Below are 19,067 nucleotides of genomic sequence, written 5' to 3' on the forward strand. Positions count from 1 at the left end.
AGTGGTCGGCTACTCCGCATCCTTCGCCCTGCTCTGGGTGACCCTGTCGCTGGGCATGCCGGTCGGGATCGCCTACGGGGTCTGGTCGGCCTGTGGGGTCGCGCTGGTCGCCGTGCTCGCGCGGGTGCTCTTCGCCGAGCCCCTCACCCGCGTGATGGTCTTGGGCATCGGGCTGATCATCGTCGGGGTGCTGACCATCGAGCTGTCCGGCGCGGCGGACTGAGTCGCCGCATCGATACGCGCCGCCGCCGGTAACCGGGAAGGATGGCGGACATGCCCGTCGCCTCGCTTGCCGCGCTCGCCGAGCGGCTGGGGGTGGCCACCGAGTACCGCGACTGGTCGGGCCGGATGGTCCCGGTCGACGACGCAACGGTCGTGGCGGTCCTGGCGGCGCTGGGCATCCGCGCCGAGACCGACGCGGAGCGCACCGCGGCCCTCACCGACTGCGATGTCCGGTATTGGTCACGCGCCCTGCCGCCCACGATCGTCACGCGCAGCGGTGCCGAGACCGCGTTCTGGGTGCACGTCACCCACGGGGCGCCCGCGCACGTGTGGGTTCGACTCGAGGACGGCGGGGTGCGCTCGGGAATCCGCCAGGCGGACAACTTCGCTTCGCCGTTCTCCCTCGAGGGTCGCCTCGTCGGTGAGGCGACGTTCGTGCTGCCCGCCGATCTGCCGCTGGGCTATCACCGACTGCATCTGCGCTCCGGGGCGGAGGAGTTCGCGACCCTGCTCATCGTCACTCCGGGCTGGCTGGGGTTGCCCGCACGGATGGGCGCCCGGCGGGCCTGGGGGCTGGCCGTCCAGCTCTACAGCCTGCGCTCGGCCGGGTCGTGGGGTCTCGGCGACCTCGTCGATCTCGCAGATCTGGCGGTCTGGGCGGGATCCCAGCACGGCGCGGACTACGTGCTGGTCAATCCGCTGCACGCGGCCGCGCCCACCACGCCGATGGAGCCTTCGCCGTACCTGCCCACGTCTCGGCGCTTCGTCAATCCGATCTATCTGCGTGTCGAGGCGATCCCGGAGTTCGCGTTCCTCTCGGCGCGCCGACCGGTACGCAAACTGCAGGAGGAATTGGCCGACAAGGGTCCGATCGATCGCGATGCCGTCTGGGCGGCCAAGCGCAAGGCTCTCGAGCGCGTCTACCGGGTGCCCCGCTCCGCGGGCCGCCAACTGGCCTTCACCGCCTTCAAGCAACGCGAGGGCGCGGCCCTCGACGACTTCGCGACCTGGTGCGCGGTGGCGGAGAAGCACGGCGGCGACTGGCGAGAGTGGCCGAGAGGTCTTCGCCGTCCGGACTCCCCCGCGGTCGCCGCGTTCGCCGCCCGCCACGAAGCACGGATCGACTTCCACCGCTGGATGCAGTGGCAGCTAGACGACCAGCTTGCCGAAGCGCAATCCCAGGCGGTGCGGACCGGTATGGCGCTGGGCATCATGCACGACCTGGCGGTGGGTGTCCACCCCACCGGAGCCGACTGCTGGGCCCTGCAGGACGTGCTGGCGCTCGGCGTGAGCGCGGGAGCCCCGCCGGATGAGTTCAATCAGCTCGGCCAGGACTGGTCGCAGCCCCCGTGGCGGCCCGGCCGGCTCGAAGAGCTTGGCTACCAACCATTTCGACAGTTGATTCAGTCGGTGCTGCGGCACGCCGGCGGAGTGCGCATCGACCACATCATCGGGTTGTTCCGGCTGTGGTGGATTCCCGAGGGGGCCCCGCCGACCAAGGGCACCTATGTGCGCTACGACCACGACGCGATGATCGGCATCCTCGCGCTGGAGGCCCACCGGGCCGGTGCGGTGGTGGTGGGTGAGGACTTGGGGACCGTGGAGCCCTGGGTACGCCAGTATCTGCGCGAGCGGGGCGTGCTGGGCACCTCGATCCTGTGGTTCGAGCTGGACCGTGACGGCGACGGTGACGGGGGTCCGCTGGAGGCAGAGCGCTGGCGTGAGCTGTGCCTGTCGTCGGTGACCACCCACGACCTTCCGCCGACGCCGGGTTACCTGGCGGGTGAACACGTGCGACTGCGTGACGAGCTGGGGCTGCTCACCCGCCCGGCCGAGGAGGAGATGGCCGACGACCGGGCGGTCCAGGCGGCCTGGCTTGCCGAGTTGCGCCGGGTCGGGCTGCTGAGCGGCACCGGGGAAGAGCCCGGGGAAGAGCCCGGGGAAGAGAACGTGATCCTCGCGCTCTACCGGTATCTGGGTCGGACTCCCTCGCGGCTGCTGGCGCTGGCGCTGACCGATGCGGTGGGCGAGCGGCGCACCCAAAACCAGCCCGGCACCACCGACGAGTACCCGAACTGGCGGGTGCCGCTGGCTGGACCTGACGGCACCGCGATGTCGCTGGAGGAGGTCTTCGCCGATCCGCGGGCGGCCGCGCTGGCCGAGGCGATTCGTGCGGTGACCGCGCCGCCCGGCGCATGAGCGCACGCAGCGCGGGAGTGCTGCTCTACCGGGTGCGCGACGGCACGGTCGAGGTGCTCCTGGGCCACCCCGGCGGCCCGTGAGTTCGCCGAGGAACTCGGCTGCCCGCTCCCGCCGGGGCCCGCGATCGCGTTGGGAACGGTCAGGCAGCCGGGCGGGAAAACCGTCACCGCCTTCGCCGTCGCCGCCGATCTCGACGTCGGGCGGGTACACAGCAACACCTTCACCCTCGAATGGCCTCCCGGTTCGGGGCCGTCGCGGCGTCGCTGATGCTCTCGTAGTAGGCGGCGATCTCGCGGTGGCGCGATTCGCGCAACTGCACCAGCCGCTGGTATTCAGCCGCGCGCAACGAGTTGGTCCCCGAGGTGTAGCCGATGACCCCGGCGACGAGAACCGACACGACGCTGACCGCCAGCAGCATGATCAGCAGCTTGGATTGGAACCCCAGCGAGCGGAGTCCGCCCGGCTTGGCAATGCGGACCACGATAGAGCTCCGATCACTGTCCTGACGAAGACCGTGTGCTGACGAAGACCGACCGCCGGATCGTAGCGCAGACCGGGAGTCGGGAGGTGGGTAGAGTTGCGGCGGTGGCAGGCGAGGAAACCGCATTGTGGTTGTTCGCCGATCAGCTGAGTCCCCGGGCCTACGGCGGCGCGAACGCCGACCGGCCGGTCCTGCTGGTGGAGGCCGCCTCCGCGCTGCGCCGCCACCGCTTCCACCGCCAGAAGGTGCACCTGATCCTCTCGGCGCTGCGCCACGCGAAGCGCGACCTGGGCGATCGCGCCACCCTGATCCGGGCGCAGACCTATTCCGAGGCGCTGCGGACCTACGGCCGCCCGGTGCTCGTCTGCGAGCCGACGTCGTTTGGCGCCGAGCGGTTCGTGCACCGCCTGCGGGCGGACGGCCGTGTCGTCGAGGTGCAGCCCACCCCCACCTTCGCGCTGGCGCGAGCGGAGTTCGCCGAGTGGGCCGGCGATCGCACCCGGTTCCGGTTGGAGGACTTCTACCGCGCGCAGCGGCGCCGCTTCGGGATTTTGATGGAGGGCGACGAACCGCTGGGCGGGCGCTGGAACTTCGACACCGACAACCGCGAACCGCCCCCGCGGGGTGAGACCGAACTCGACGTCGAGGCTCCCTGGTGGCCCGAGGAAGACGACATCGACGCCGAGGTCCGCCGCGACCTCGACCGGATGGATCTGAACACCGTCGGTGTGGACGGGCCGCGGTTGTTCGCGGTCACCCCGGGCGAGGCCGACGCCGCGCTGCGGCATTTCGTCGCCCATCGGCTCGCCCTGTTCGGCCGCTACGAGGACGCCATGATGGGCGCCGACTGGGCGATGGCGCATTCGCTGCTGTCGGTTCCGCTCAACCTCGGCGTGCTGCACCCGCTGGATGCGGTGCGCGCCGCCGAGCAGGCCCACCGCGACGGGTCGGCGCCGCTGGCCGCGGTCGAGGGATTCGTCCGGCAGATCCTGGGCTGGCGGGAGTACATCTGGCACCTCTACTGGCACTTCGGGCCGGAGTATCTCGACAGCAACGCCCTGGACGCCCACACCCCGTTGCCCGCCTGGTGGAACGACTTGGATGCCGACGCGGTGGATGCCGAGTGCCTGCGCCAAGCCCTCGCGGGCGTGCGGGACCGCGGCTGGGCGCACCACATCCAGCGCCTGATGGTGCTCGGCAACCACGCCCTGCAGCGCGGCTACCTGCCGCGCGCCCTCAACGACTGGTTCGCGACGGCCTTCGTCGACGGCTTCTCCTGGGTGATGCCGGCCAACGTGATCGGGATGAGCCAGCATGCCGACGGAGGCCGGATGGCGACCAAGCCCTACACCTCGGGCGGGGCCTACATCAGCAAGATGAGCGACCACTGCCGCGACTGCCGCTTCGACCCGAAGAAGCGACTGGGCCCGGATGCCTGCCCGTTCACCGCCGGTTACTGGGCTTTCGTGCACCGCCACCAGGACCTGCTCAGCGCGAACATGCGGACCGCCCGGGCGGTGTCCTCGCTGCGCCGGCTGGCCGATGCCGAGGCGGTGCTGGAGCAGGAACGGCTCCGGGAGGCCTTCTGACCCCGAAACGCCAGCCCCCGTCGTGGCGATAAGCAGGCTGGACGCCGCCCGCCGGGGGCTGCGCTAAGGTCAAAAGACCACCGCACGACGATCAGGGAGGTCCGCAGGTGGCACACCTCATCCGCGTGACCGCCGCTGCGCTGGCGGCGGGTGCGGCCGGAGCCGCGGTGTGCATCGGGTTGACCGTGGGCGCCGGGCCCGGCGCCAGCAGTGCTGACCCGGGATCCAACAGCACCCTCAACGTCGTCGGCGAGCCCTACGCCCGGGCGGTGGCGATCCTGCGGGCCCAGGGGATGTCGACGAGCTTCGGGGGATCGTTCGGCAGCGACGTTCCGCAGTCGCAGTGCGTCGTGAGCAGCCAGAAGATCATCGGCACGTCCGGCCGGATGCAGCTGATGCTGGACTGCACCGAGGCCTCCCAGCCCGAGCGGCCGTCGGCGACGTCGGTGGCCAACAGCCCGGGCGCGCCGGATCCCGGCGCCGGCGGCCGGCCCACGCCGGGTGCGCCGGGCGTCGTCAGCGTCGTCCCGACCCGGGTTGGCTGACCTTCGCGAAGGAGATGGCGATGTCGAGGCCGCGCACGTCCGGTCCGGAGCTCGACCCGGGCCCGGTGCAGATCCAGGCCCGCAAAGTCGCCTTCGACGTCTCGGCCGCGCCGCTGCACTGGATTCCGGACCATCCGGTGACCTCGCACATGGTCAGCGTGCTCAACGTCATCCTGCCCGCCGCCGAACGCTGGTTCGTGGCCACCTACAACGAGGCACTGCCCCTGGTCAGGGATCAGCGGCTGGTCGAGGACATGCGCGGCTTCATCGGCCAGGAAGCCACCCACGCCGATACCCACGACAGGGTGCTGCGGGAGTTCATGGTCGATCGCGGCGTGGACCCCGGACCGGTGTTGCGTCGGGTCGAGTACGTCTTCGAGAAGGTGCTGTCCCCGACCCGCTCGACCGATCCGGCGCGCCGGCTCAACAACCTGTGCGACCGGCTGTGGCTGATCGCGGCGATCGAGCACTACACCGCGGTGATGGGCGATTTCGCCCTGAACTGCACCTGGGACGACCACGGTGCCGATCCCACGATCGCCGATCTGTTCCGGTGGCACGGCAGCGAAGAGGTCGAACACCGCAGCGTCGCCCACGACGTCGCCGTCTACTTTCAGGACAGCTACCTGGCCCGGATCCGCGCCATGGCCCTCATCGTCGGGATGATCTACACCTTCTTCGACCGCGGGACGTGGTTTCTGTGCCGGGTCGACCCCGGGCTCGACATCAGCTGGTGGCGCATGCAACGGATGCGGGCCCGCGACTCGAGGCTGGGACTGCTGCCCAAGTACCGCGACCTGTTCGGGCGCACCACGCTGACCTACTTCCGGCCCGGATACTCGCCGCTGGAGGTCGGCTCGACCGCGCAGGCCGTGGCCTACCTGGCGAGTTCGCCCGCCGCCCGGGCCGCCCAGGTGTAGATGGGCGCCGATTTCCGCCCGCCACTGCTGCTGCGCGCGGCGGGAGTCGCCCTCAACGGGATCTGGGCTATCAGCGGCAGCCTGCGGCGACCCCCGCTTCCGGCCGAGCGGAACCGGACGTTCGCCCTGACCGTCGCTCATCGGCGGGTGGTCGCCCGTGACGAGAACGTCGTCGCGCTGACGCTGACAGGCGTCGACGGCAAACCTCTGCCGCGCTGGCGTCCCGGAGCGCACCTCGACGTGCACCTGCCCAGCGGGCGGATCCGGCAGTACTCACTGTGCGGCAATCCGGCCCGGCGCGACTCCTACCGCATCGCCGTGCGGCGCATCCCCGACGGCGGCGGCGGGTCGATCGAAGTTCACGACGCGCTGCCCGTGGGGGCGACCGTGACGACCGGCGGCCCGCGCAACGCGTTCCCGCTCGTCGTGCCCGGATACGGTTCACCGGCCCGTCGGCTGCGCTTCGTCGCCGGCGGTATCGGCATCACGCCGATCCTGCCGATGCTCGCCACGGCGCAGCGGGTGGGGGTGGACTGGTCGATGATCTACGTCGGCCGCAGCGCGGACAGCATCCCGTTCCGAGGCGAGCTCCGGCGCTTTGGCGATCGTGTCCGGATTCGGACCGACGACACCGACGGCCTGCCTACCGCCGACGATCTCCTCGGTGAATCCCTCGACGGCACAACGGTTTACGCCTGTGGGCCCGCCGCCATGATCACCGAGATCCGGCAGCGCCTGATCGGTCGCACGGACGTGGAACTGCACTTCGAGCGCTTCGCCGCACCGCCGGTGCTCGACGGAGCGGAGTTCACCGCGACCGCCGCGTCTTCAGGGCTCAGCGTCACCGTCGGGGCAACGCAAAGCCTGCTCTCCGCGCTTCAGCGGGCCGGCGTGAACCCGCCCTACTCCTGCCAGCAGGGTTTCTGCGGGACCTGCCGGGTCCGGGTTCTCGGCGGCACGGTCACACACCGCGACACCCTGCTGACCGACGCCGAACGACGCAGCCAGATGCTGATCTGCGTGTCACGGGCGGAAGCCGGCGGGCATCTACAGCTCGAAATCTAGCTCGCCGCTGAGCAATGTATAGCGGCTCCTAGCTGTCGTCCCAGACGGCCAGTTGGTCGGAGACGTTGATGATCTTGGCCTGCTCGGAGGCCGGGCTGTCGATCTCCTCGGCGACATGGGCGGCGACGAAACGCCGGATCTCCGCATCCACACCGGCGACCATCCGCAGAATCTCCCCGCGCACCGACTTCGACGTGACGTGGACCGCGATATCCGACGGGCGCGGCTTGGCGACGTCGATGACGACCAGCAACGGCTCGGCCGCCCGGGCGGTCGCGCGCAGCGCGATGTCACCGTCGACGGTGAAGCGCTGTTTGTCCAGGCGCAGATCGACGAGTAGCTGGATCAGCAGCGGGATCCGGACGGCGAAGGTGATGGTGTCGCCGAGGGTCCGCGTCACCTGGGGCTCTTGGACCTTGACCTTGGCGGTCACCTTCGCGATCCCGGCGGGGCCCTGCGACATCGGGCCCATGGTGATCTCCCCGCCGCTGATTTCGGAGAACGCCGCCGCGACGCGCTCCTCTGTCACCGCCGTCTCGAAGAACCGGCGGCCGAACTCCTCGTAGGAGACATAGGCGTGGGTGTGCATCGGCCCTCACGATCTCACGTCGATCTCACGTCGGGGGTCGACGCCGGGGCGCGGATCGGTAACAAATGCGCCCCGGAGGGCCGGCCGTCACGGTGTTTCCAGCAGCACCGTGACCGGGCCGTCGTTGACCAACCGGACCTGCATGTGCGCGCCGAAGACACCGGTGTGCACCACGGCGCCGAGCCGTCGAAGCTCGTCGGCGAACGCGGCCACCACGGGCTCGGCGACCGCCGCGGGGGCGGCGGCGTTCCAGGAGGGCCGACGTCCCTTGACGGTGTTGGCGTAGAGGGTGAACTGGCTCACCACGAGCAGCGGAGCTCCCACCTCGGCGGCCGACTGCTCGCCGTCGAGGATCCGCAGTTGCCAGACCTTGTCGGCCATCCGGGCCGCGGCACCGGCGTCATCGCCGTGGGTCACCCCGACCAGGGCCAGCAGGCCTTGGCCGGCTGGCTGGATCTCGCCGACCACCTCGTCGTCGACCAGAACCTGCGCGGAGGTGACGCGCTGCAGCAGCACCCGCACGAATCCCATCCTGCCCGATCGCACCGAAAAATTTGTCCGAAAAGGGTGATTAGCGCATCACGGAATTGTTCATCGCGGGTAGCAGCAAAACAACGGAATAGGTGTTTTCTTTTTCCGGTAAGGCGAATTCCGGGGCATCCGCCCGAAATGCTGGCGTGTTATTTCACCTGTTCAGCGGCTAAAATACTGGTACGCCCCGACGGGCCCGCGTATCTTTTCGTTCGCTTGATCTCAATTACCGAGCAAGCGTGAGGCCCACCACATAATTTCCTCGAATGACACAATTGTCTTTACCGTTTTAAGCATGTTTGCTCTCGCGGCTTTGCTGTCGCTGGTATCGCAGGTGTCGGGTACGCCGTACGTGCCCGGCGGTGACTCCCCGGCCGGGACCGACTGTTCGGGTCTGGCCTCCTGGGTGGCCAACGTGGCCTCCGGCAGGCCGGCCTTCGGCGACCGTTTCCACACCGGGAACATCGAGTCGGCGCTGCTGGCACGGGGCTTTCACTACGGGACCGCCCCCAACTCGCTGGTGATCGGCTGGAACGGCGGTCACACCGCGGTCACCCTGCCCGACGGCACCCCGGTGTCCAGCGGTGAGAACGGCGCGGGTGTCCAGGTCGGCGGCGGCGGGGCGTTCCAGCCCCAGTTCAGCCGCCACATGTACCTGCCCGTGGAGGCCCAGCCGATGACCGACGCCCCCGCCGGCTGCTCCCCCGCCCGACGCGCCGCCGGGCGCTCCTGAGGCGGCCGAGGTCGAGCAGGTCACCGAACAGCCCGCCGAAATACCGCCTGACCAGCAACCGGCCGGGGTCGCCCACGCGGGCGACGGCCTGCTGCCGGGTACCGAACCGCCCGTCGCCGCGATCTGACGGGCATACCCCGCTCGCCGGGATTGTTACCCGGGAGGGTTAGATGGCATCGCAGCGCTGAACACGGCGCTGGACCAAGACTCCCCGAGATCGACCCAGGAGCAGCCATGTCCATCATCGAAGTCGACGCCGTGGGTACCCGGTTCGAGGATGACACAGCCGCGACGCAGCGCTATTTCGACAGCCCGCGCTTCGCGGGCATCATCCGCCTGTACACCGCGCGCCAGGTCGTCGAGCAGCGCGGCACGATCCCGGTCGACTACACCGTGGCCCGGGAGACCGCCGCGGCGTTCCACGAGCGACTGCGGGAACTGTTCGCCCAGCGCAAGTCCATCACCACCTTCGGCCCCTACTCCCCGGGCCAGGCGGTCACCATGAAGCGCTGCGGCATCGAGGGCATCTACCTCGGGGGCTGGGCCACCTCGGCCAAGGGCTCCACCACCGAGGACCCCGGACCGGACCTGGCCAGCTACCCGCTGAGCCAGGTGCCTGACGAGGCGGCCGGTCTGGTGCGCGCGCTGCTGACCGCCGATCGCAACCAGCACTATCTGCGCCTGCAGATGACCGACGCCCAGCGCGCCGCCACCCCGGCGGTGGATTTCCGGCCGTTCATCGTCGCCGACGCCGACACCGGTCACGGTGGGGATCCGCACGTGCGTAACCTGATCCGCCGGTTCGTGGAGGCCGGTGTGCCCGGCTACCACATCGAGGATCAGCGCCCGGGCACCAAGAAGTGCGGCCATCAGGGCGGCAAGGTGCTGGTGCCCTCCGACGAGCAGATCAAACGGCTCAACACCGCCCGCTTCCAGCTCGACATCATGGGTGTGCCCGGGCTGATCGTCGCGCGCACCGACGCCGAGGCCGCCAACCTCATCGACGGCCGCACCGACGAACGCGATCAACCCTTCCTGCTGGGGGCCACCAACCTCGACGTCCCGCCCTACAAGGCGTGCTTCCTGGCCATGCTGCGCCGCCTGCACCAGCGCGGGGTGCGCGAACTCAACGGCCACCTGCTCTACGCCCTTCCGCAGGGCGAGTACGAGGTCGCCGACGCCTGGCTCGCCGCGAAGGGCATCGCCGCGACGATCGACGAGGCGGCGGCCGCGTGGACGGCCGACCCGCATCAATCCCTGGATGAACTCTTCGACAAGGTCGAGTCGAGTTTCATCGAGGCCTGGCAGTCCGACGCGGGGCTGGAGACCTACGGCAACGCGGTGGCCGAGATCCTCCGGTTCAAGGATTCCGAGGGCGAAGCGGTCGGGATGAAGCCGGCCGAATGGCTCGAGTTCGCCAAGACCGCCTCCCTCTACGCCGCTCAGCAGAAAGCCGCCGAACTCGGCGTGAACGCGCCCTGGGACTGCGAGCGGGCCAAGACGCCCGAGGGGTACTACCAGGTCCGCGGCGGCATTCCGTACGCGATCGCCAAGTCGCTGGCCGCGGCGCCGTTCGCCGACCTGTTGTGGATGGAGACCAAGACCGCCGACCTCGCCGACGCCCGTGAGTTCGCCGAGGCCGTGCACGCGGTGTACCCGGACAAGATGCTGGCCTACAACCTCTCGCCGTCGTTCAACTGGGACACCACCGGCATGACCGACGAACAGATGCGCGCCTTCCCCGAGGAACTGGGCAAGATGGGCTTCGTCTTCAACTTCATGACCTACGGCGGCCACCAGATCGACGGGGTGGCGGCCGAGGAGTTCGCCACCGCGCTGCGCCAGGACGGCATGCTCGCCCTGGCCCGGCTGCAGCGCAAGATGCGCCTGCTGGAGTCGCCGTATCGCACCCCGCAGACCCTGGTGGGCGGACCGCGCAGCGACGCCGCGCTGGCGGCCTCGTCCGGGCGCACCGCGACCACCAAGGCGATGGGCAAGGGTTCCACGCAGGTGCAGCATCTGGTGCAGACCGAGGTGCCCAAGAAGCTGCTGGAGGACTGGCTGGCGCTGTGGAGCGAGCATTACAAGCTGGGTGAGCGGCTGCGCGTGCAGCTTCGGCCCCGCCGCGCCGGCTCGGATGTGCTGGAGTTGGCCATCTTCGGCGACAAGGACGGCGAGAAGCTGGCCGACGTCACCTTCGATCCGATCAAAGACCGGCACGGTCGCAGCATCCTGACCGTTCGCGACCAGAACACCTACGCGGCCAAGATGCGCCAGAAACGCCTCATGACGCTGATTCACCTGTGGCTGGTACACCGGTTCAAGGCGGACGCGGTCTACTACGTCACGCCCACCGAGGACAACAAGTACCAGACCGAGAAGATGAAAGCGCACGGCATCTTCTCCAGCGTCAACAAGGACGTCGGGGAGATCATCGTCGCCGACGTCAACCAGGCCCGCATCGACGAACTACTCGCCGCCGATCGTCAGGCGCTGCAGAAGCTGATCCGCAAGGAGGGCTAGAGCGTCAGAGGTGGGGCGCCGGCTCAGAAGTTGTGGCAGCCGTTGACCGCTCTGCCGATCGGACCACCGGAGGCGTTGAGGACGTCATCGCTGATGTCCACCAGCTGGTTTTTGCCGAGCGCGTCCTCCAGCTGGTTCGCCAACTGTTCCCGCTGGCCCGGAGGGGCGGCCAGGACCGCATCAAGCGCCACCCGCAACTTTTGCTCCGTTTGTGGATCGCTACTGATCTGGCCCCAGATCAGGGGGGCGTTCTGCTGCAGCGATGCCATCACCTGTTGTTCCGAGCATGTCGTGGTGTTGAGAGTGTCCGCCGACGCCGGTCCCGCTGCCGCGATCGCGAGAACGGCGAGGCCCGCTGCGGTACCCAGAAGACGACCACGATGCTTACTCAATACGCCCATGCGGGGGAACTTAGCAGGGGTCGGAATCGGTGATCAACTGCGCCGACGGCGGGGCGTGTCTGGCTACTCGTCGGCTAGCGGACGACGACGGTGCTTGGCTCGCGAGGTGACCCGAGGGCGTCCCGGTGCGAGGGCGGGCGTCGTCCTCCCTCGTCGGTGACGCCGTAGCGCGCCGCCAACTCCGCGCCGATCAGGGTGCGCCCACTGAGATCCGGCAGGTCGGGGTCGCGGTAGAGCGCATCGATCAGCCGGCCGGTGAACTGCGGGGTCTCGGCGTGCTCGGTGAACGCGGCGAGCGCCTCGGCGTTGTCGCCGAATACGCGGCGCAGGCGTTCGGTCAGCAGCACACCCATCCAGATCGAGACCGTCGACACGGTGGTTCCGGCGAAGTCGACGGCCATGTCCGCGGCCATCTTGTCCACCCCCGCTTTCTGTGCGCCGTAGGCCGGGCCGTGCATGTAGCAGGCCGATCCCGGCGACGAGGTGAACGCGATCAGGCCGCGTTCGGCCCGCACCAGCAGCGGGGCGGCGTGCCACGACGCCACGTAGGCCGACCGCAGCCCGACGTCGAGCACGTCGGCGAGGTCCAGGGGCTTGTCCCAGAACGGGGCCGGGTCGACGAGCCGGTCGCTGATCGCGGCGGCGTTGTTCACCAGCAGGTGCAGCGCCGGGTTCTCCGCGGCGACCCGCCCGAACAGGGCCGCCACCGCTGCGTCGTCGGCGTGGTCCACCCGCACCGCGATGCCCTCGCCGCCGGCCGCGGTGACCTCGTGTGCGGCCGCGTCGACGCTGTCCGGCCCGGCGCCGGCACCGGCGGTGCGGCCGGTGAGGTAGACCCGCCAGCCCGCGCCGCCCAACGCCAGGGCGATACCGCGGCCAGCGCCCCGGCTGGCCCCGGTCACCACTGCCACCGGTGTTGACGTCATGTCCCCGACGGTAGTCCGCCGGTGTCGGTTCTCCGCCCTACCATCCTGGTCGTGGCGGGGAGTCGGGGGCGCAATCACCGATGGAGCGCGCTTGCAGCGGGCGCGGCGAGTTTCGCGGTCGGTCTCGGGGCGGCGGTCCTGCTCTACCTGGCCGGCCGCTACGGCGGTCCGCTGACGGCCCTCGTCGTGGGTGCGGGACTGGTCCTCGGCACCCGGGCGATCTACCTGCGGGTGCGCCCCGACCCGGCGCCGCTGCCGCCGCAACCTTCGCCGCCGCCGGCACCGCCCTCCCGGGAGCAGCCGCCCAAGCCCCGGCAAGAGCGCCCCGCCGAACTCCCCCGGCGCCCCGGCGTGATCGACGCCGAGCCGATCGCGCCGCCGCCGCGCATCTCGCCCCCCGGTCCGGACTTGGAGGTCGCGACCGTCGTGCACAGCGCCGCCGAACTCGATGCCATGCTCAACGACAAGCCGCCGTGCTGGCGCTATGCCGCGTTCGTCTCGGTGCTGGTGCAGCGCCGCGCCGCGGTGCGATCGCGACTGCTGGATGCGCGCACCGGCTTCGCCCGGCCGGGCGGTGAAGTGCTCCCCAGCGGGCTGCTGGCCGGGTTGTTCTTCACCGAGCGCCTTGAGGAGTTGTCGCAGTTCGTCAACCGCATCGATGACTTCATGACCAGCGACGCTTTCCGGGAGACTTTCGGGGGCATGTTCGACGAGGCCTCGGCCGATGCCGCGGGTATCGTCCAGACCGCCAACCGGTTGATGGACTACCACGACGGGCTGCTGAGCCTGTCCGAACGGTGCCGCAGCGTGAGCGTCCCCGCCGAGTGCCGGTCGCTGCAACGCGATTTCGGGCTGCTCACCGTTCTGCCGCTGGAGGGCTTCGCAACGTTCATCGACGACTTCACCGATCGGGTGGCCGAGATGGGCGATGTGGCGCGGTTCGCGACCGGCAACGTCGTGCTCGACCCCGTCGAGTTGGGGGTCCGCGACGGCACCGGCCTGCTGGCGAAGGTCTCAGCGCAGTTGCGGCAGCTGATGAACGCCTAGCAGCGCGCGAGAAGGTCGGACAGCGCGGACTTCTCCTTCGCCGACAGCCAGAGCCCGTAGGCCGTCTTCACCTCGACCTGGCGGGCGGCGAACTCGCAGCGGAACGCCGGATTGGGTGGCAACCACGAGGCGGCGTCACGGAACGCCTTGTCGAAATTGGCCTGCGGGCTGACGGCGAGTAGATTGCGCGGATCGTTCGCGAAGTCCAGCCGCCGCTGCGGGTCCCAGGCCCGGGCGCCCTTGTACCAGGCGTCGGCCAGCGAGACCACGTGGTCGATCTCCACGCTGTTGGAGGTCTGCGGCCCGCGAACGAAGTCGATGCGCACGCCGGTATAGGGATCCTCCAGCGTGCCGCTCTGCGCGTAGCAGGTCATCGGCCGCACCACGAGCTCGCGCAGGTCCCGGCGCAGGATGTCGTCTCGGGTGTTGCAGCCGTTGTGGCCGAATTCGACATTGACGTCGTCGCTCCAGGCTTCGCCGAACTGCGACCGCCGGAAGTCCGAGGCACGATCCCAGCCGCGCACCGGCAACCGCTCGAGCTGCGCGCGGGCGAGGTCGACACGGCCCGCCCCGGGACCTACCCCGGGATCTGCCCCGGGATCGGGCGAACTGGCCGCGGTCGGTTCGGCCCGCCACGTCGGCGAGGGACCCGCGGCGCGGTCCGAACGCTGCTGCCAGGTCAGCAGGCCGCCCACCGCGGCGAGGACCGCCGCCGCCAGGACCGCGGCCAGCGCCCGCCGCCGGCGGCGCCGCCGGGAAGGTTCGCTCCGCGTGGCCATGGAAAGGTTCTAACACCCGGCCTGTGCGCGGCGCCGGAACAGCCGGGCGGGCCGGCCGCGGCCCTCGGCGCGCAGCGGCTCGCCCGGCACCGGCGTGAGTCTCTCGCGCATCTGGCGGCGGAAGGTGTCCAGCCGCTCCGGTCCGATCGGCTCGCCGGCGACTGCCTCGTGGACCTCCCGCAACTGGCGCAGTGTGAAGACCTCACCGAGCAGGTGGTCGGGGTCCGGGTGCCCGGCGTAGCGCGCCCGCAGATCGACCACCGCCAGCGCGATGATGTCCGCGTGGTCGTAGGCGAGGCGGCCGGGAGCACCGGCCGGCGCCAGCCGGGTCGTCTCGGGACAGCGCCCTGCCAGCCGGTCGGCGGTGACCGCGGCGACGTGGCCCACCGAGAGCACCCAACCGCGGTCGTCGCGGCCGGGCCGGTCGAACACGTGCAACTGGCGCGGATCGATCCCGCGCACGTGGGCCTTGTCGCGCAGCGAACGCCGCACCGCGCGGGCCAGCGTCTCCCCCGCGTGCAGAAAGGTGCCGGGCAGCGCCCAGCCCTGCCCGCCGGACCGGCGGACCTGGAGCACCAGCAGCCCCCGGTTCGGCTCGACGGTCAGCACCGCGGTGTCGACCGCGACCGACGGCCGTTCGTAGTCGGTCAGCGTCTTGCCGTGGCTGTCGCGGTAGGTGGTGCGCACTGTCGGCCCCCTCCGGTACTCTCGATTTACAGTAGATCTGAGTTAATTATTACCGCACCCGAGGGGGAATCATGTCAGAACGGCAAGACCGCATCCAGGGGACGCTGCTCGGTACCGCAGCCGGTGACGCGCTGGGCGCGCCGTACGAGTTCGGACCGCCGCTGCCCGTAGAGCAGGTGGTGATGCGAACCGGCGGACCGTGGAAGCTCGGTGAGTGGACCGATGACACCGCGATGATGGTCGCCATCGCCGAACTGGCTGCCGAGGGGCTCGACCTTCGCAACGAGGCAGTCCAGGACCGTCTCGTGCAGCGCTGGTACGACTGGTCGCTGAAGTCCAAGGATGTCGGCGTCCAGACCGGCTCGGTGCTCTCGCGCGCCGCTCACGACGGCGTGATCACCGCCGCACGCGCGCGTGCGGAGTCGGATCGGCTGCACCGTCAAACGGCGCGCAGCGCCGGAAACGGCTCGCTGATGCGCACGGCTGCGGTGGCGCTCGCCTTTCTCGACGACGAGGCGGCCCTGGTCCAGGCCGCCCGGGCGATCAGCGAATTGACCCACTATGACCCCCTCGCCGGGGACGGCTGCGTGCTGTGGTGCGGCGCGATCCGCCACGCGGCGCTCACCGGACACCTCGACGTCCGCATCGGGCTGAACCACCTGCCCGCCGAGCGCCGCGGACAGTGGCAGGACTACCTGGCCGCTGCGGAGTCCGCGCAACCGGCCGACTTCGCCAACAACGGCTTCGTCGTGCAGGCGCTGCAGGGCGCCTGGTCGGCGATCGCCGCGACAGCGGAGCCCACGGGTGCCCCCGGCTCCGGGCGGTTGCGCGCCCACCACCTGCGTCGGGCCCTGGAATGCGCGGTGGCCGGCGGGCGGGACGCCGACACGGTGGCGGCCATCGCGGGAGGTCTGCTCGGTGCGGCCTACGGCGCCTCCGCGGTTCCCCTGGAGTGGCGCCAGAACCTGCACGGCTGGCCGAATATCCGGGCGCACCACCTGGTGGAGTTCGCATCGGCGATCGACCGCAAGGGCGGTCTCGACCCGTCTGACCTCTCCTACCCGGATCCGGCCGGCGCGACGAGGGCCCGCCACCCCTATGACGACCGGGTGCTGCTCGGCGGCATCGGCGTGCTGCGGGAGATGCCCGGCGACGTCGATGCCGTCGTGTCGTTGTGCCGGCTGGCCGACGGGGACCTTCAGCCGGACATGCCCCACATCGAGGTCCGGCTGATCGACTCCGCGGCGCCGGAGGACAACCCGCACCTGGACTTCGTGTTGCTCGAGACCGTGCGCGCCGTGGAGCGGCTTCGCTCGCAGGGTCACACCGTGCTGGTGCACTGCGTGGCGGCCTTCAGTCGCACGCCCACGATCGCCGCGCTCTACGGGTCGCGCCTGCGCGGGGTCAGCGCCGCACAGGCGTTGGCGGACGTGCAGACGGTGTTGCCGAAGTCGCGCCCGAACACCGCCTTCCGGGACGCCCTCGAGCGGCTGGCAGGCCCGCACGCCGGCGCCGCCTGAACCCGGGCCGGCCAAACAGCGGTGCGCAGACCCGTCGCGTTGCTAGTTTTCCGGGGGAATCACCCGGAAAACCGGAAAAGGGGTCGGCGCAGTGACCAGACGAAGCCCGTTGCTCGGCGAGTGCTCCGCGGAGTTCTTCGGCACCATGCTGCTCATCCTGTTCGGCTGCGGGGTCGTCGCCCAGGTGGTGACCGGGGGATTCCCCACCACCACCGGCGCCACCGGCGACTACAACTCGATCGCCTGGGGGTGGGGGCTGGGCGTCGCCATGGCGATCTACGTCGCGGGCCGCCTCAGCGGCGCGCACCTGAACCCCGCGGTGACGGTCGCCCTGGCGGCGTTCAAGGGCTTTCCCCCCTCCCGGGTACTGCCCTACATCGGCGCCCAGATCGCCGGCGCCTTCATCGCCGCACTGGTGGTCCGGTTCGTCTACAGCGACGCCATCAACCGGGTCGACCCGAACCACACCAAGGCCACCCAGGGCATCTTCTCCACCTCGCCGGACATCGGGGTGAGCCTGACCACCGCCTTCTTCGACCAGGTGACCGGAACGGCGATCCTGGTGGCGGTGATCTTCGCGTTGACCAGTGCGGTCAACAATCCCCCGCTGGCCAACATCGGCCCGCTGATCATCGGCCTGCTGGTGGTCGGGATCGGGTTGGGCTGGGGCGCCAACGCCGGCTACGCGATCAACCCGGCACGCGATCTCGCCCCGCGGCTGGCCTCCTGGCTCACCGGCTATCACGACGCCTGGTTCTCGGCCAACGGCCCCGAACTGTACTTTTGGGTCCCGATCGTCGCGCCGCTGATCGGCGGCCTGATCGGCGGGGCGCTGTTCGTCTTCTGCATCGAGAAGTTCCTGCCGGCCGCGGTCACCGAACCCGCCGAGGTCGGCGTCGTGGAGCCCACCCCGCTGCGCTGAGCGGGCGCGCCTGCGCCCCGCCGGGCGCGGAAATCTGTCGGTACCCCGCCGTAACGTCGCCGATATGGCGCTGATGTCGGGCGCGACCTTCGCGGGTTACCGGATCATCCGGCCGCTGGGGTCGGGGGGAATGGGTGAGGTCTATCTGGCCGAGCACCCCAGATTGCCGCGCTGCGACGCGCTGAAGATCCTGCCCGCCGAGGTCTCCGCCGACCCCGAATTCCGGCAGCGCTTCGACCGCGAGGCGGATCTGGCCGCCGGTCTTTTCCACCCGCACATCGTCGGCGTTCACGACCGCGGCGAGGTCGACGGTCAACTCTGGATCGCCATGGACTACGTCGACGGGCCCGACGCGGGCCGGCTGATCCGGGAACGCTATCCGGCAGGCATGCCGTGCGAGGAGGCGGTGGAGATCATCTCGGCGATCGCCTCGGCGCTGGACTACGCCCACGGGAGAGGACTGCTGCACCGCGACGTCAAGCCGGCGAACATCCTGCTCACGTCGGGCCGACAGCGGCGGATCCTGCTGGCGGACTTCGGGATCGCCCGCGCGGTCAACGAGACCAGCGGGCTCACCGGCACCGACATGGCGGTGGGCACGGTCGACTACGCCGCGCCCGAACAGCTGACCGACTCGGCGGTGGACACCCGGGCTGACGAATACGCGCTCGCCGCGACCGCCTACCACCTGCTGACCGGCACCCCGCCGTACCGCCATTCCAGTCCGGCGGTGACGATCAGTCGCCACCTCGCGGGCGAACCGCCGTCGATCAGCGCGGTGCGGCCGGACCTCGCCGCGCTCGATCACCCGATCCAGGTCGCGCTGTCCCGGGACCCCGACGGGCGATTTCCCCGCTGCGGGAGCTTCGCGCTGGCCCTGGGCGGCGGTGGTGCGGCGGCCGAGCGGGCCGTGGCCCCCACGCTTGCCGCGCGACGCAGCCCGCCCGCGGCGGTGCCGTCGGTCACTCCCGCCCCGGCCCGGCGCGCGCCGCGGTGGGGACTGCTGGCCGGTTGCGCGGCCGCCGGCCTGATCGCCGGAGCGGGGGTTCTGGGCGCACTGAGCCCGGGGGACGACTCGATGGCCGGGCCGGTCCAGACCAGCATCCAGACCAGCACCGTGACGAGCGTGTCAACCAGTGTCTCGACCAGCTTCGCGACCAGCGTGCCGCCGCCGTCGACCACGACACTGGTTCCCCCGCCGCGCACCGAGACGCAGACCGAGACGGTGACGGCGACGCCGCAGACCACCGCGTCGGGTACCCGGTGGCCCGCGGCATCTGCGCCATATCGGCGACGTTACGGCGGGGTACCGACAGATTTCCGCGCCCGGCGGGGCGCAGGCGCGCCCGCTCAGCGCAGCGGGGTGGGCTCCACGACGCCGACCT

At 70.4% G+C, this 19,067-nt stretch carries 18 protein-coding genes and 2 pseudogenes; 13 read left to right on the forward strand and 7 right to left on the reverse strand.

Going from position 1 to position 19,067, the window contains the following annotated elements; all coding sequences use genetic code 11:
• The 3 genes and pseudogenes from ACKOB8_RS02265 to ACKOB8_RS02275 form a co-directional block, all read left to right on the forward strand.
• The coding region (locus ACKOB8_RS02265; RefSeq protein WP_526375217.1) for a DMT family transporter at positions 1 to 223 on the forward strand (223 nt) is incomplete at its 5' end.
• A 41-nt stretch (positions 224 to 264) separates the two neighbouring features.
• A complete protein-coding gene (gene malQ / locus ACKOB8_RS02270; RefSeq protein WP_526375219.1) occupies positions 265 to 2,421 on the forward strand; it encodes a 4-alpha-glucanotransferase in 2,157 nt (718 codons plus the stop codon).
• A pseudogene (locus ACKOB8_RS02275) lies at positions 2,418 to 2,682 on the forward strand (NUDIX hydrolase); the annotation flags it as partial. The gene malQ and the pseudogene ACKOB8_RS02275, both read left to right, overlap by 4 nt.
• On the opposite strand, the gene ACKOB8_RS02280 reads toward ACKOB8_RS02275, so the two are convergent.
• Entirely contained in the window at positions 2,645 to 2,905 is a 261-nt protein-coding gene (locus ACKOB8_RS02280) for a hypothetical protein (RefSeq protein WP_526375221.1), read from the reverse strand. The pseudogene ACKOB8_RS02275 and the gene ACKOB8_RS02280 sit on opposite strands and share 38 nt — an antisense overlap.
• A gap of 104 nt (positions 2,906 to 3,009) precedes the next feature.
• On the opposite strand from ACKOB8_RS02280, the gene ACKOB8_RS02285 reads away from it, so the two are divergent.
• From ACKOB8_RS02285 to ACKOB8_RS02300, 4 genes are all read left to right on the forward strand, one after another.
• Complete coding sequence (locus ACKOB8_RS02285; RefSeq protein WP_526375223.1) at positions 3,010 to 4,494, forward strand: cryptochrome/photolyase family protein; 1,485 nt, start codon at positions 3,010 to 3,012, stop codon at positions 4,492 to 4,494.
• 107 nt (positions 4,495 to 4,601) lie between these two features.
• Entirely contained in the window at positions 4,602 to 5,039 is a 438-nt protein-coding gene (locus ACKOB8_RS02290; protein ID WP_526375225.1) for a hypothetical protein, read from the forward strand.
• Between the two features lie 20 nt (positions 5,040 to 5,059).
• Entirely contained in the window at positions 5,060 to 5,959 is a 900-nt protein-coding gene (locus ACKOB8_RS02295) for a metal-dependent hydrolase (protein ID WP_526375227.1), read from the forward strand.
• The gene (locus ACKOB8_RS02300) at positions 5,960 to 7,024 is read left to right on the forward strand and encodes a PDR/VanB family oxidoreductase (protein WP_526375229.1); all 1,065 of its coding nucleotides are present in this window, start codon (positions 5,960 to 5,962) and stop codon (positions 7,022 to 7,024) included.
• Positions 7,025 to 7,052: 28 nt separating this feature from the next.
• Here ACKOB8_RS02300 and ACKOB8_RS02305 read toward each other — a convergent pair whose 3' ends face one another.
• The gene (locus ACKOB8_RS02305) at positions 7,053 to 7,613 is read right to left on the reverse strand and encodes a hypothetical protein (RefSeq protein ID WP_526375231.1); all 561 of its coding nucleotides are present in this window, start codon (positions 7,611 to 7,613) and stop codon (positions 7,053 to 7,055) included.
• A gap of 87 nt (positions 7,614 to 7,700) precedes the next feature.
• Positions 7,701 to 8,135: a D-aminoacyl-tRNA deacylase gene (dtd, locus tag ACKOB8_RS02310; protein WP_526375251.1), complete on the reverse strand. Its 435-nt coding sequence runs from the start codon at positions 8,133 to 8,135 to the stop codon at positions 7,701 to 7,703.
• A 304-nt stretch (positions 8,136 to 8,439) separates the two neighbouring features.
• On the opposite strand from dtd, the pseudogene ACKOB8_RS02315 reads away from it, so the two are divergent.
• Both ACKOB8_RS02315 and aceA read left to right on the forward strand, forming a co-directional pair.
• A pseudogene (locus tag ACKOB8_RS02315) lies at positions 8,440 to 9,004 on the forward strand (peptidoglycan endopeptidase).
• Positions 9,005 to 9,111: 107 nt separating this feature from the next.
• Positions 9,112 to 11,400 (forward strand): isocitrate lyase ICL2, encoded by a 2,289-nt coding sequence (aceA, locus tag ACKOB8_RS02320; protein ID WP_526375233.1) that lies wholly within the window; start codon positions 9,112 to 9,114, stop codon positions 11,398 to 11,400.
• 23 nt (positions 11,401 to 11,423) lie between these two features.
• On the opposite strand, the gene ACKOB8_RS02325 is transcribed toward aceA, so the two are convergent.
• Together ACKOB8_RS02325 and ACKOB8_RS02330 are read right to left on the reverse strand one after the other, a co-directional pair.
• Entirely contained in the window at positions 11,424 to 11,801 is a 378-nt protein-coding gene (locus tag ACKOB8_RS02325) for a hypothetical protein (protein WP_526375235.1), read from the reverse strand.
• Between the two features lie 74 nt (positions 11,802 to 11,875).
• A complete protein-coding gene (locus ACKOB8_RS02330; RefSeq protein WP_526375237.1) occupies positions 11,876 to 12,727 on the reverse strand; it encodes an SDR family NAD(P)-dependent oxidoreductase in 852 nt (283 codons plus the stop codon).
• A 51-nt stretch (positions 12,728 to 12,778) separates the two neighbouring features.
• Here ACKOB8_RS02330 and ACKOB8_RS02335 point away from each other — a divergent pair, with 51 nt between their 5' ends.
• Positions 12,779 to 13,774, forward strand: coding sequence for a hypothetical protein (locus ACKOB8_RS02335; protein ID WP_526375239.1), 996 nt, complete (start codon positions 12,779 to 12,781; stop codon positions 13,772 to 13,774).
• Here ACKOB8_RS02335 and ACKOB8_RS02340 read toward each other — a convergent pair.
• A complete protein-coding gene (locus ACKOB8_RS02340; protein WP_526375241.1) occupies positions 13,771 to 14,553 on the reverse strand; it encodes a GmrSD restriction endonuclease domain-containing protein in 783 nt (260 codons plus the stop codon). The two genes, ACKOB8_RS02335 and ACKOB8_RS02340, sit on opposite strands and share 4 nt — an antisense overlap.
• A gap of 9 nt (positions 14,554 to 14,562) precedes the next feature.
• Entirely contained in the window at positions 14,563 to 15,240 is a 678-nt protein-coding gene (locus tag ACKOB8_RS02345; RefSeq protein ID WP_526375243.1) for an NrtR DNA-binding winged helix domain-containing protein, read from the reverse strand.
• A 71-nt stretch (positions 15,241 to 15,311) separates the two neighbouring features.
• Between ACKOB8_RS02345 and ACKOB8_RS02350 the strand changes: the two genes are divergently transcribed.
• The 3 genes from ACKOB8_RS02350 to ACKOB8_RS02360 all read left to right on the forward strand — a co-directional run.
• The gene (locus ACKOB8_RS02350; RefSeq protein ID WP_526375245.1) at positions 15,312 to 16,760 is read left to right on the forward strand and encodes an ADP-ribosylglycohydrolase family protein; all 1,449 of its coding nucleotides are present in this window, start codon (positions 15,312 to 15,314) and stop codon (positions 16,758 to 16,760) included.
• 91 nt (positions 16,761 to 16,851) lie between these two features.
• Positions 16,852 to 17,682, forward strand: a complete 831-nt coding sequence (locus ACKOB8_RS02355; RefSeq protein WP_526375247.1) for an MIP/aquaporin family protein — start codon at positions 16,852 to 16,854, stop codon at positions 17,680 to 17,682.
• 64 nt (positions 17,683 to 17,746) lie between these two features.
• Positions 17,747 to 19,067: serine/threonine-protein kinase (locus ACKOB8_RS02360; RefSeq protein ID WP_526375249.1), on the forward strand; the 1,321-nt coding region annotated here is incomplete at its 3' end.

It is taken from the genome of Mycobacterium sp., from assembly GCF_046091765.1.
Lineage (GTDB): Bacteria > Actinomycetota > Actinomycetes > Mycobacteriales > Mycobacteriaceae > Mycobacterium.

Coding starts and splice junctions, on each gene's coding strand:
- malQ (WP_526375219.1), top strand. CDS start 265: ATGGCGGACATGCCCGTCGCCTCGCTTGCCGCGCTCGCCGAGCGGCTG.
- ACKOB8_RS02295 (WP_526375227.1), top strand. CDS start 5,060: ATGTCGAGGCCGCGCACGTCCGGTCCGGAGCTCGACCCGGGCCCGGTG.
- ACKOB8_RS02300 (WP_526375229.1), top strand. CDS start 5,960: ATGGGCGCCGATTTCCGCCCGCCACTGCTGCTGCGCGCGGCGGGAGTC.
- ACKOB8_RS02305 (WP_526375231.1), bottom strand. CDS start 7,613: ATGCACACCCACGCCTATGTCTCCTACGAGGAGTTCGGCCGCCGGTTC.
- aceA (WP_526375233.1), top strand. CDS start 9,112: ATGTCCATCATCGAAGTCGACGCCGTGGGTACCCGGTTCGAGGATGAC.
- ACKOB8_RS02325 (WP_526375235.1), bottom strand. CDS start 11,801: ATGGGCGTATTGAGTAAGCATCGTGGTCGTCTTCTGGGTACCGCAGCG.
- ACKOB8_RS02330 (WP_526375237.1), bottom strand. CDS start 12,727: ATGACGTCAACACCGGTGGCAGTGGTGACCGGGGCCAGCCGGGGCGCT.
- ACKOB8_RS02340 (WP_526375241.1), bottom strand. CDS start 14,553: ATGGCCACGCGGAGCGAACCTTCCCGGCGGCGCCGCCGGCGGCGGGCG.
- ACKOB8_RS02350 (WP_526375245.1), top strand. CDS start 15,312: ATGTCAGAACGGCAAGACCGCATCCAGGGGACGCTGCTCGGTACCGCA.